This is a genomic window from Cytobacillus sp. NJ13, assembly GCA_030348385.1.
In the GTDB taxonomy this organism is placed as follows: domain Bacteria; phylum Bacillota; class Bacilli; order Bacillales; family Cytobacillaceae; genus Cytobacillus.
This window is the reverse complement of record JAUCFP010000006.1, coordinates 4,399,923-4,412,602: the sequence shown is the minus strand read 5'-3', so window position 1 is coordinate 4,412,602 and position 12,680 is coordinate 4,399,923. Positions and strand designations below refer to the sequence as shown.

The following is a 12,680-nucleotide window of genomic DNA, read 5'->3' as shown; positions in this document are numbered from 1 at the left end:
TATACCATGACTTATTAAATGTTTGCAATATAATTTTTAAAAATGTTTATCTTTATATTTTCAGTGCATATTATTATATATCTACTCTCTATTAAATTGTTGTTTTGGAATCAATTTAAAAGACGGCACCTTTACGATAAAACTTTATATATTTTAATTGTTCTATAGCCAGATCTCATAAAATGTGCATTTTCTTAACATCAAATTTAAACGCATTTCACCTGAACTTTTGAAAATTCATTATATCAGTAACATATTATTCGAAACCTTCATTTCACATACCCACAAACTTATCCACTACTAAACACTTATAAATTCAGTTGTCAACAAAGTTACCCACATCATGTGGATAACTTTGTTCAGTTTTCCACACTTTTATTAGCTTCTTTTAACAATAATTAAATTTATACATAATTTATTGATTAGCCGTCACGGGAGAGAGAAATCAAGTTTTAAATATTAACAATATAAAGATATAGTAATAGTTTTGGTTATTTTTCATAAAATCTATTAACTCTACTTTAAACGGAAGGTGTGAATGACACTGGAAACCGCTGCACTATATCTATCAGTAATCATGGCCATATTTTTGTTTGCTTACGCCTATGCAGAGGGGATTAAAATTGCAAATTCAGATGAAGAGGTCTATGGAGGCACCTTCATCTTTTCTGTTACAGCTGCATTTATTTTTTCTGCTCTGACTTATGTATTTAGATAAAAAAATCTCCCCATTCCCAGGGAGATTTTTCTCTTATATACTTCAAAATAGATTGCTTATCTATTTATCCGGTAACCGTTGTTTTTTTCTTCAATTCTTTCATTCGAATCCTTCTCTCATCTAATAAGAAGAGAGTTATTCCTCCAATTACAATTGTTCCCCCAAGAATTTGCGTCCATAAAATAGACTCATGAAGTAAATAATATGCTAAAACAGCAGCACCGACTGGCTCAAATAAGATGGCCATAGAAATCGTTGAAGTGCTTAGCCACTTTATTGACCAATTAAATAATGTATGTCCGAGCAGGGTGGGAACAAGAGCGAGCAAGATAAAATATACCCAATCACCGGTTCCATATGGGAGTAAAGGTTCTTCGACGATTAACACATAAAATAACAATGTAATAGTGCTTATACTATAAACAACAAAGGTGTAAGTAACGAGCGATAGTCTTTTTCTGACTGTTTGGCCAAACATTAAGTAAGCCGTTACCAGGGCGCAGGCAATGATTGCAAGTATATCCCCGAACAAAGCAGTCCCGCTGATTTGAAAATCTCCCCAGCTGATAATAACACTGCCCGCAATTGCCAGAAACCCGCTCAAAATGGCTTTCCAGGTAAACTTTTCTTTAAAAAAGAAATATGTGCCTGCAAATGCAAATAAGGGCTGGAGTGTCACAAGGACTGTGGAACTGGCTACAGAGGTGTAGTTCAGTGACTCAAACCAGAGAATAAAATGGAATGCAAGAAACACACCGGCAATGATGGAATAGATCCAATCCCGCCGTGTAATAAGACGAAGTTCCGGAACATACTTTATAAGAAATACAGGCAACATGAAAAGAACAGAAAATAATAATCTGTAAAAAGCAATGACTCCCGATGGGGCGCTGGATACCTTCACCAATATGGCTGAAGTAGAGACAGAAATGACGCCAATCGCCAGGGCAACATAGGGATTTATTTTTTTATCTGACATTTTTTAATACTCCTTGTTTCTGTTTCCTAATAATTAGGGTATATTTCATTTTACAACGTATAGTCAAACTTTTACTACGGTTTTATTTAAGCAGGATTTTAGAGATCATATTTTGGATATATAATACTTAAAAAAGCGGGAGATATTATGAGCAGTTTAGAGATAGAAATATTAATGAAGCTGGGTATTTCAGCAGTCCTGGGTCTTGTTATAGGCCTGGAGAGGGAATTAAAAAGAAAGCCGGTCGGCTTAAAGACCAGTTTAGTTATTTCCATAGTAAGCTGTCTGCTGACTATTGTGTCTATAGAATCGGCCTATATGTTTCCCGGTAATGATGACATTAACATAACGATGGATCCTCTCCGTTTAGCTGCCCAAATTGTTTCAGGAATCGGCTTTTTGGGTGCAGGCGTTATTTTAAGGCGGGGAAATGACAGTATTTCAGGTCTTACAACAGCTGCTTTAATTTGGGGGGCAGCAGGAATCGGAATTGCTGTAGGAGCCGGCTTTTATATTGAAGCAATGGCGGGAGTGGCGCTCCTTATTATTTCAGTGGAGGTAATTCCTTTTATCATGGGCATAATTGGTCCCAAACGCTTAAGAGAAAAAGAAATCAATCTGCAGCTGAAAGTAAGGGATAAAGAAAATATCGCTGACATCATCCCAGCGGTAAAAGACCTTGATATATCTATAAAACATATTCGCATTAAAGATTTAGAAGATGAACATCTGCATCTAGTACAGCTGATAGTTGCCGTCGACTATAAAAGAAGAACTACGGATGTTTATTACAGCGTTTCAAGTATCCCTGGAGTGCAGTGCATGGAAATCGATAGTATGCAGTAAAATTATTTTATAATTCCTCTTGCAAGATAACTCCGATGTGGTTATAATTTTTCTTGTACCACTTCTCGGGGGATTAGCTCAGCTGGGAGAGCGCAACGCTGGCAGCGTTGAGGTCAGGGGTTCGAGCCCCCTATTCTCCATATTGAAAAACCCTTGCTTAGCAAGGGTTTTTTCTTTTATAGTGATTTTTTATTTATGTTTATATTTATTAAGTGTGCACAAAATGTACACCTTTAGTTAACTAAAAAATTTATTTGTTAGTAAGAAAGTTCTTTTCGAAACACTCATCAGGGGCTTACTTATTTATTAGCCATGAACTTGGTCTCCTCAGCACTTACTTCTAGTCAACCAGATACTTACTTTTTTATTTAAATTTGTGGTATGGATTCAAGATCATCAGGTGCAATTTTAAATGGGTCATTTGAAATTACAACATTTTTAGCTTTAGCCATATCCTTGAGTTCATTTACTACATCCTCCGATAATATAATGCCTGATTTTAAATTCCTCTCAGCTATTTTTGCTTCGATTTCTCCAGGATAGAGCACGCTTTTATTCCCATCCCGAACAGGCAATCCGTGTAAATATTCAATCAATTCATCTACTGAGGATTTAAAATCTGAAAGTTCTCTAAAACACTCAATACGGATCGCCATAAAGAAGTGGCTAATTGGATTAGGTTTATCTATATCTCTATACACACTAGGAATCTCTGGTCCATAAGCTCCACCTGCTAACAACGACGTTAGAATTTCCATCATTACTGTTAGACCAAACCCTTTGTGCATACCAAACGGTCTCATAATAAATTCAGCAACTGGATTTGCATTTGGATCTGTTGTTGGATTGCCGTCTGTATCAAGCCAACTGCCTTCTGGAAAAATTTTGCCCAAGCGCTTATATTCGTACACTTTTCCTAATGCCATTACACCATTGGAAATATCCAGACTAACATGAGGATATTTTCCAGCTGGTGCTGTAATAGAAAACGGATTGCTTCCTAGAGCTCTCGTCTTACCTGTAGGTGCAGAAACAATAGGCTCTGAATTTGTGGAACAAATACCGATCATATCTTCTCCTGCTAGCTCTATTCCCCAAATACCAGCTGCACCAAAATGATTACTTTGTCTTACTGAAACAACTCCTATTCCATTCTCTTTCGCTTTTTTTCTTGCAATATCAACTGCCTTCTTGCAGATAACCATACCAATACCATTATTTCCATCTATTAAAGCTGTGGTAGATGTCTCGTTTATTATTGTAATTTCTTTATCTAGATCCAAGGTACCTCCATTAATTCGATCAATATAATTTTTGATCCTTACCATACCATGACTTTTTACGCCTCGAAGTTCTGTCGATACTAATGCCTCTGCAAATATACTAGCCTCATCAGCTTTTACTCCATAAGCCTTGAATAAGTCTGTGCAAAAACAAATTAAATGATCTCTTGATATAATATAGTTCTTACTCATGAAATTTTACCGCCACGTTCTTCACCTGTGTATAATTCCTAAGCGCCTCTAGTCCTTTTTCTCTGCCGAAACCACTTTTTTTGTATCCTCCAAATGGTTGGGCAATGCCGCCACCGGAACCATAGTGATTGATGAAAACTTGGCCGCAGTGCAGCATGCTGGCAACGCGGTGTGCTCTGCCGACGTTTTCAGACCATACTCCTGCTACAAGTCCGTACGGTGTGCCATTGGCAATTTCGATTGCTTCTTCCTCTGTTTCAAAGGTAGTTACTGTCAATACAGGACCAAAGATTTCCTCCTGTGCAAGATGATGGCTTGCAGGAACATTATCCAAGATGGTCGGCTGAAGGAAGTAGCCTGATTCGCAGCCCTCTACTAACTCACGCTCTCCGCCCGTCGCAATCCTAATTCCGTCTTGCTTTGCCAGATCAATAAAGCTTTGGATCCGCTCATATTGTTTCTGTGATAACACTGGTCCAAGATCATGATTCTCAATTCCTGGACCAATCGTCAGTTTTTCCATCGCATCTATAAGCTTGGCTACAAAAGTTTCCTTAATTGTCTTTTCAATTACCAAGCGTGAGCCTGCAGAACATGTTTGACCTGCATTTTGTACAATGGACTTTAGGACCCACTCGAGCGCCTGCTCGTCATTACAATCGGCAAAAACAATATTCGGCGATTTTCCGCCAAGCTCTAGGGTAACAGGAACTATATTTTTTGCTGCTGATTCCATGACCCTTTTCCCTGTCTCAACCGAACCTGTAAACGTAATATGATTAATATCAGGGTGAGCCGAAAGCGCAGCGCCTGCTTCATTACCGTAACCTGTTACAACATTCAATATACCCTTCGGCAGTCCTAATGGCTCTATTAATTCAACAAGCTTTAGCGTTGTTAAAGGTGTATCCTCTGCAGGTTTCAGGACAGCTGCGTTTCCGGTTGCTATGGAAACGGAGATGCTTCTTGCTGCAATCTGCAGCGGATAATTCCACGGAATAATATGTCCGACAATGCCAATTGGTTCACGAACTGTGTAATCGATGATTCCTGGTTCAACTGGAATCGTTTCTCCAAGAATTTTGTCAGCTACACCTGCATAATATTCAAAATAACGTGCTGCAATCTCTACATCCACAGAAGACTGTGCAAGGGGCTTTCCAACATCTAACGTTTCCAATTTTTCTAATTCATCCTTATTCTCACGGATGACTTCTGCAATCTGATAAAGAAGCTTGCCCCGATTATAAGGCTTGAACATCTTCCACTCTTTTGAATGAAAAGCTTTTTTCGCTTCTTTTACAGCAAGATCAATTTCTTCTTTACCTCCTCTTGGAACAAAAGCTAAGACTGAGCCATCCCCTGGATTCTTCACTTCTATTAATCTTTCTTTGTCCATAATCATCCATTCGCCGCCTATGAAACATCCTGTAACTTGCACATCGACCTCCCTCACTTACTAAATCCCCCTTCCGCCATCTACATTGATTACAGAACCCGTCACAATGGCTGCTTCTTTCGAACACAAATACACAAGAGAATTCGCAATATCATTCGGATTAATTAACCTTCCTAATGGAACACTTTTCCTAAAAACAGATTCCTTCATTACTTCAATATCTGCATCCCTTGATGTGAATTGCCCAAGCATATTCGTGTCTGCTGGACCTGGGTTCACGACATTTACCCGAATTCCATATTCAGCTAATTCGATGGCTAATGCTTGCGAAAAAGAAACGGCAGCTCCCTTTGAAGCAATATAAGCATTCAAACCTGGTCGAGGCCTCACCATTGATATAGAAGCGATATTTACAATCACTCCATTCCCTTGTTTCTTCATATAAGGTACAGCAGCACGGCATGTTAAAAATAGGGCTGTTGCGTTTACACGCATAATTTTCTCCCAATCCGTCAAGCTTACTTCTTCAATCGGTGTTACCGGCTGGGCGATGCCTGCTATATTAACAAGCCCCTCAATGCGATCAAATTTCTCGTTTGCAGCTGAAAAAACCTTCGCAACATCCTCTTCCTTTGTTAAATCCGCAGCAATCGGCAAAAGACGATCGCTTTCCTCCACACCGTCCACATTTATATCAACAGCTGCAACAAAAGCTCCTTCCTCTAAAAACCGTTTCACGGTTTCTTTTCCCATTCCGCCCTGTGCACCCGTAATAACATATACTTCATTTTCTAATCTCATCTTCATCGCCTCTCTTTCACTAATAGTAATTGTTGAATAGCATCTCGTATGGCTGATCCCATCTCGCTTGTCGTTGAATTACCACCCAAATCAGGTGTTTGCACTTCTTTTTGTACAAGAACCTGTTCAATTGATTCCAATATGACTGCAGCTAAATCCCCTCTCTCTAAATGCTCAAGCATAAGAGCCGCCGACCAGATCTGTGCAATTGGATTGGCGATTCCTTTGCCCGCAATATCAGGAGCTGACCCATGGACAGGTTCAAACATGGATGGGAATTCCCCTTCTGGATTTAAGTTTGCAGACGGGGACAACCCAAGCCCTCCTACAACCGCAGAGCCTAAGTCACTTAAAATATCCCCAAACAAATTGGAAGCAACAACAACTTCAAATTCCTCTGGTTTTGAGACGAAATAGGCTGCAAGAGCATCAATATAGTAACTTTGTAGATTAATAGCTTGGAATTCTTCTCCAACCTCACGTACAGCCTCATCCCATAGTTTCATTGAATGGATGATCGCATTGGATTTTGTCGCGCTGGTGACCGTCCCTTTTCCATGCTTTTGTGCATATTCAAAAGCAAATCTTGCAGCTTTTTCCGTACCTGTTCGTGTAATAATAGTGTTTTGAACGGCAATTTCCTGATGATGGCCCTGATACAATCTACCGCCGCTATTGGAATATTCACCTTCAGCGTTTTCACGGATAATCACAAAATCAATATCTTCACCTGTAAATCTACAAGAAACTCCTTTTAATAATTTAACTGGCCTAAAATTAATGTACTGCTTAAACTTTTTCCGAATTGGCATAATTAGCTCCCATACCGTCACATCATCAGGCACCCGTTTATCGCCAATCGCTCCGAACAAAATCGCATCGAATTTTTTTAATGTATCCAAGGCGTCTTCCGGCATCATTCTTCCATGCTTTAGGTAATACTCACTGCTCCAATCAAAGGTATCAAATTCGATTTTTAATGAAGAATCCAGCTTTTGGAGTAGCTCTAGTACTTTAACTGCTTCGTTCATTACTTCCGGTCCGATTCCATCCCCAGGTATAACAGCAATCCTATGACTTGTCATCCACATCACTCCTCTTCATGATTGAAAAACTTATACACTCTCTACCAACTTTTCATAACTTCCTTCAATTAACTTAACCAAATTTGTTACCATTTCATTGAATGGGGTTTGGACTGAATATATAGAACCATACTTTACTATTGCACCATTAATAACATCTATTTCTGTCTTACGTTTATTTAATATATCCGTTAACATGGACGATTTGTTTTCGCCAATTTTTGTAAGTCCCATTTCAATACAATCGTGTACAGGACTTTCGTATAATAGCTTAATTCCTTTTGCTTCAGCTACCTTCACTGCTTCCTCTATCAATTTCCTCACTATTTCCTTTCCTTCTGTCGGAAGAACAACATCGCCATTTTTTAATCTTGTTATTGCAGTAAGGCCATTGAACGCTACATTCACCATTAATTTACTCCAAATGACTGATTGCACATCATCTGACACGTCGGTTTTTAATCCGCTACTTGTAAACATATCAGCAATTTTTTGAAGTTTTTCCGATTCCGTTTCATTGTCAGAAAATCCGATAAAAGTATCTCCCCATGCACGATGACCAATTAAACCATCCTCAATAATTCCAGCACCGGCCCCTGTCCCCCCTGCCCCAACGTGATGTCCTGGAATTAATTTTTGTAAGTTTTCAAGATTCCCAACACCATTTTGCAAAGTTAAAATAATGGTCTCTTTATCCATTGTATGTAAAACCTGTTGCAGTACTATTTCAGTAGCAAATGTCTTAACCAAAATAATAATAAGGTCATATGTTCCATCAAGGTTTGACGGATCAGTAACTGCAGGAATATCCACCTTTGATAGGGTGCCGTCTCTTTCGATAATACGCAAACCAGCTTCTTGAATTTTTTCTATATGTTCGTTTTTTCTATTAAAAAGCGTAACATCAAAATTAGATTGTTTTAATTTCCCACCGAAAAGGGATCCCATGGCCCCAGCACCAACTATTAAAGTTTTCAAAATAGCACCTTCCTTCGTCTCTTGTTTTCTGAATAAATTTTTATTCAATCATTAAGTTGGGCAGCCAGGTAATTATGCCTGGGAAAATAATTAATAGAATAACAGCTAAAATTTGCAGTGCTATAAACGGCATAACCCCCTTATAAATATGGGCAGTTGTCACTTCTGGTGGAGCCACCCCTTTTAGATAAAATATAGACAAAGCAAATGGCGGACTCAGAAAACCAGTTTGCATGACAACCATTACAAGTAAAGCAAACCAGAGTGGATCATAGCCTAACCCAGCAGCAATCGGAGAGATAATCGGAACGGCAAGCATGATAATGGCAATTTCGTCAAGAAACATTCCCATCAAGAAAATAATACCGAGCATAGCCAACAAAATGCCCCAGGAAGGGAATGGCAGACTATTTAATAAATTTTCAACTACCAGATTTCCGCCTAATCTAGTAAACACAATTGTAAAAAATCCTGCACAGATTAAAATCATAAATGTCATCGCAGAAACTGTAACAGTGCGGTACAGAGACTCCTTTAAATTTTTAAAAGTAAGCTTTTTATAAGCTGCTGCTAACACTAAAGAAGCCAAAGCTCCTATCCCTGCTGCTTCAGTCGGAGAAGCAATACCAAAGAAAATCGTTCCTAACACTGCAAGCATTAACAACCCTACCGGTAACACAGAGGTAGATAACAAACGAAGCTTTTTAGATAAAGGTATATTCACTTCAGATTTTGGGAGAGGGGGCCCATCTTCTGGCTTTATTAAGCAATGGATAGCAACGTAGACAACATATAACAATGAAAGTAGCAATCCTGGGATAACTGCAGCCATAAATAATTTACCAACTGAGATCCCTGCTACCGGACCATAAATTAAAATAATTACGCTTGGAGGAATGAGTACTCCCAATGTACCCCCTGCTGTAATTGCACCTGTAGCAAGTGGTATATTGTATTTATGCTTGATCATAGCAGGCAGCGCCAATAACCCCATGGTAACAACAGATGCATTTATGACGCCTGTAGCTGCAGCGAAAATGGTACATGTAATTACTGTGGTAATAGCCAACCCTCCAGGCAATCTTCCAAGAATTACATGCATTGCATCATATAATCTGGCTGCTAAACCGGATTTTTCAATTACCACTCCCATAAATACAAATAACGGAACGGCAACCAATAAATAGTCACTGAATATTCCAAAAGTTTTAAACATAGAAAAGCTAATTGCAGACGGACCTATATAAATCAAACCGAAAATAGTTGCAATTCCACCAAGCACAAATGCCACGGGATACCCTAACATTAGGAAACATACCATACAAACTATCATTATTATGGTAACAAAATAGGGATTCGAGATTAGTAGACTCATATTGCGTCATCTCCCTTAACCAAACGAATAATATCCTTCAGAAACTCTAATAGCCCTTGTATTACAAACAAGAGTATCCCAATAAAGATCCACAGTTTAAATGGCCAAATTAAGGGAAGCCAGCTTCCATATGAACTTTTTTCCCCTGTATGGTATGAATCCATGATATTAGGTATCATTACTTGAATCAGTAAAATCCACATGGGAAAAAAGAATACTAAAGTAAAAATGATAGAAAGTATTAATTGTGTTTTTCTGGAAAATTTGTTATAAAAAATATCGATATTTACGTGATTTTTTGTTTGTAAAGTATAAGCCATTGCCATAATGATTAAAAAGCTTGATAGGAAATAAGACATTTCATAACTCCATATAGTTGGGCGGTTAAAAACGTATCTTGAGACTACTTCGTATGAAATGACCAAAATTAATACAACGATGGCCCATGCAGAAACTTTTGCTACTTTTTCATTAAACCACTCAATTCCAGCACATACTTTTTTAAAATAATTCATATGTGTGATCCCCTTTATACTAGGTAAGAGAGCAGGCTCGATGTAAACTGAACTCTCTTACCTGTTTTTTTCTGTTATTCTGTTTCTGGAGTCATCAATTCTTTAAAGTTTGTGTATCGTTCTCTATATTCCTTGATAGATTCCCAAGTTTCTTTATACAAGCCTCCAAATTCTTCTGATTGGGCATCTAAATAATTTATCATTTCTTCCTGAAGTTTTTGTTGGGTTTCATTATCTACGGTTACTGATGTCACACCTTTTTCTATAAAATACTCATTTGCTTCCATACTTTCATGTTGATCACGTGTATAACTCCAAAGGGTAGTTGCTTTCGCAGTAGCTAGGACAATCTCTTTCAAATCTTCAGGTAAAGCATTCCAGGAGTCTTTGTTTACTCCTAAATAATACATCGTTGATGGTTGATGCATTCCTGGTCCAGTGTAAAATTTAGACACTTCATCAAATCCTAAATCACGATCTATATTTGGTGTAGCAAATTCTGCCGCATCAATGACTCCTCTTTCCAAACCTGAATATACTTCTGCAGCAGGAGTAGATGTAACGGATACTCCACTCTTCTTCAAAATCTCACCCCACCACCCTGCAGTTCGATACTTCAATCCTTTCCAATCTTCGAGGCTTGACATTTCTTTATTAGACCAAGCAACAGTTTCAGGGCCAGTAAACCCTAATGGAATTACTTGAATATTTAAGCCAGCGTCATCATACATTCTCTGCCAAAGCTCCAACCCTCCACCTTCATAAGTCCATCCTAGCCTTAAACTTTCATCCATTATCATAGGTATAGTAGTAAAAAATGGAGAAGCAGGCATTTTCCCCAACCACATATTTGTTGCAGCATGGTATGCATCGATAGTTTTCATGTTTGCTGCATCCAGCACTTCTCCTCCACCCATTAATTCACCTGCAGCATTAACTTCAATTTCTAGCCTTCCACCAGATGCTTTCTTTACGTCTTCAGCCCATTTTTTAGGGATTTCTTGTAAAAACATTGATTCTGGCCATGCGGTTGCAAGTTGCCATTTAAACTTCTCATTCGAAGATTCAGATTTACTTTCTACCGGTTGGATTTGTACACATCCAGCAAGTGAAAACAAAAATACAATTGACAAAACTAATACAGAAAATCTTTTCAACATTAACTCCCCTCCTAATGATTTTTAATAGATTTATGTTTTTTTATTAATAACAATCATTCATGAATTGATTCAAAACTAATGATCGATCCTATCGATGTTTATTTATTACCCTCCTCAAATTAAAGCGCTTACAAAATTCTAATTAAGAAAAAAACAATCTTATTAGTTTTCAGATTCAGCCATTTTAGCCAAAAATATTTTCTCGGGCATTTCCAGATGGGAGTACATTATCAAAGATGCTTCATCACTATTACCATCTAAGATGTTTTTATAGATACCTTCGTGCTCTGTAAATACCTTTTCAATAACTCCAGGCAGTTGGAAAAATTTAGACACTTCTGTTCGATAGCTATCTATAAGCAGCATAGTCAGCTTATGTAATACTGGATTATTTGATGCTTGAGCTACAGCATTGTGAAATTTTAGGTCCCAAAAAGCAAATGTATCATTATCATTTAAATTTTTTTTCATCATGTGTATAGCTTCTTCCATATTTAAAATATCTTTATCGGTTTTACGTATTGCTGCTAAAGAACTTGTTTCTCTCTCAATAATTTGTCTTGCTTCCACAATTGCCCGGAGGTTTTTGACATCATGGAAAATTAAAGATGAAAATTCAGAAGTAACAAACGGCCTTTCTCCTGGTTTGTTCAGGTATGTTCCTTTTCCTTGCTGAAAACTTATCATTCCTATTGCGGATAATTTTGATAGTGCTTCTCTTATAACTATAAGGCTTACCTGGTAATGGTTTGCTAACTCCTTTTGAGAAGGTAACTTCTCTCCGTACAAACCATCTTCCACATCTCTGATAAATGCATTTATAACCTCTTCAACTAAAGATGTACGTTTTAATTTCAATATTTTTCTCTTCCTTCCAACTCTTCATATGATATGTTAACTTATGAGTAGTTTATTACCAATTTTCAAAATAGTCAATAATTTATCAATTGTTAATTAAATAATTAATAATAAAGCTATGTTAAGAAACGAAAAAAAGAGTCAGCTCTTAGCTGACCCGTCTTACTATAAGTTAAAGTGGAAATAATCCTAGACTTTTATTATTTAGAGGAGCATTTCTTAGAAAAACACTTATTGAAACTGGTATAAGGAAAGGTTTAGAACATCCTGACACTATAAAACATAGTCAAATGTTGGACGAACTAATTTTTAGGTTCCAGTCTGCGTGTAAGTAGTTATATTTACATACAATCTATTTATCGATCATAAAATTAACATTTTCTCGCCTCCATTTAAGTGATTTTTTTTATACACTGCAAAAACTGAATCTTTAAATTAATTAATACGTATATATATTATTTTTAACCCGAGGTGATAATATGACAACAAAA

At 37.5% G+C, this 12,680-nt stretch carries 12 protein-coding genes, 1 tRNA gene and 1 pseudogene; 4 read left to right on the top strand and 10 right to left on the bottom strand.

Going from position 1 to position 12,680, the window contains the following annotated elements:
- Positions 1–538: 538 nt before the first annotated feature.
- Positions 539–718, top strand: a complete 180-nt coding sequence (locus tag QUF73_21700) for a hypothetical protein (GenBank protein ID MDM5228741.1) — start codon at positions 539–541, stop codon at positions 716–718.
- Between the two features lie 64 nt (positions 719–782).
- Here QUF73_21700 and QUF73_21695 read toward each other — a convergent pair whose 3' ends face one another.
- Positions 783–1,697 carry a DMT family transporter gene (locus QUF73_21695; protein ID MDM5228740.1) on the bottom strand — a complete coding sequence of 305 codons (915 nt, stop codon included), beginning with the start codon at positions 1,695–1,697 and terminating at the stop codon, positions 783–785.
- A 147-nt stretch (positions 1,698–1,844) separates the two neighbouring features.
- Between QUF73_21695 and QUF73_21690 the strand changes: the two genes are divergently transcribed.
- Together QUF73_21690 and QUF73_21685 are read left to right on the top strand one after the other, a co-directional pair.
- On the top strand, positions 1,845–2,543 hold the full coding sequence (locus QUF73_21690) for an MgtC/SapB family protein (protein MDM5228739.1): 699 nt from the start codon (positions 1,845–1,847) through the stop codon (positions 2,541–2,543).
- Between the two features lie 67 nt (positions 2,544–2,610).
- Positions 2,611–2,683 (top strand) — tRNA-Ala (locus tag QUF73_21685).
- Positions 2,684–2,911: 228 nt separating this feature from the next.
- On the opposite strand, the gene QUF73_21680 is transcribed toward QUF73_21685, so the two are convergent.
- The 9 genes from QUF73_21680 to QUF73_21640 form a co-directional block, all read right to left on the bottom strand.
- Positions 2,912–4,018 (bottom strand): Ldh family oxidoreductase, encoded by a 1,107-nt coding sequence (locus tag QUF73_21680; GenBank protein MDM5228738.1) that lies wholly within the window; start codon positions 4,016–4,018, stop codon positions 2,912–2,914.
- On the bottom strand, positions 4,011–5,423 hold the full coding sequence (locus tag QUF73_21675) for an aldehyde dehydrogenase family protein (GenBank protein ID MDM5228737.1): 1,413 nt from the start codon (positions 5,421–5,423) through the stop codon (positions 4,011–4,013). Before QUF73_21675 ends, QUF73_21680 begins: the two co-directional genes overlap by 8 nt.
- A 54-nt stretch (positions 5,424–5,477) precedes the next feature.
- On the bottom strand, positions 5,478–6,218 hold the full coding sequence (locus QUF73_21670; GenBank protein MDM5228736.1) for a glucose 1-dehydrogenase: 741 nt from the start codon (positions 6,216–6,218) through the stop codon (positions 5,478–5,480).
- A gap of 2 nt (positions 6,219–6,220) precedes the next feature.
- On the bottom strand, positions 6,221–7,303 hold the full coding sequence (locus tag QUF73_21665; GenBank protein MDM5228735.1) for a tartrate dehydrogenase: 1,083 nt from the start codon (positions 7,301–7,303) through the stop codon (positions 6,221–6,223).
- A 30-nt stretch (positions 7,304–7,333) separates the two neighbouring features.
- Positions 7,334–8,281, bottom strand: a complete 948-nt coding sequence (locus QUF73_21660) for a 2-dehydropantoate 2-reductase (protein ID MDM5228734.1) — start codon at positions 8,279–8,281, stop codon at positions 7,334–7,336.
- A gap of 40 nt (positions 8,282–8,321) precedes the next feature.
- The gene (locus QUF73_21655) at positions 8,322–9,602 is read right to left on the bottom strand and encodes a TRAP transporter large permease subunit (GenBank protein MDM5228733.1); all 1,281 of its coding nucleotides are present in this window, start codon (positions 9,600–9,602) and stop codon (positions 8,322–8,324) included.
- Between the two features lie 50 nt (positions 9,603–9,652).
- Positions 9,653–10,171, bottom strand: a complete 519-nt coding sequence (locus QUF73_21650; protein ID MDM5228732.1) for a TRAP transporter small permease subunit — start codon at positions 10,169–10,171, stop codon at positions 9,653–9,655.
- A 74-nt stretch (positions 10,172–10,245) separates the two neighbouring features.
- Positions 10,246–11,331, bottom strand: coding sequence for a TRAP transporter substrate-binding protein DctP (gene dctP, locus QUF73_21645; GenBank protein MDM5228731.1), 1,086 nt, complete (start codon positions 11,329–11,331; stop codon positions 10,246–10,248).
- A gap of 162 nt (positions 11,332–11,493) precedes the next feature.
- Complete coding sequence (locus QUF73_21640) at positions 11,494–12,189, bottom strand: FadR/GntR family transcriptional regulator (GenBank protein MDM5228730.1); 696 nt, start codon at positions 12,187–12,189, stop codon at positions 11,494–11,496.
- A gap of 230 nt (positions 12,190–12,419) precedes the next feature.
- On the opposite strand from QUF73_21640, the pseudogene QUF73_21635 reads away from it, so the two are divergent.
- A pseudogene (locus QUF73_21635) lies at positions 12,420–12,524 on the top strand (aspartyl-phosphate phosphatase Spo0E family protein).
- Positions 12,525–12,680 lie beyond the last annotated feature (156 nt).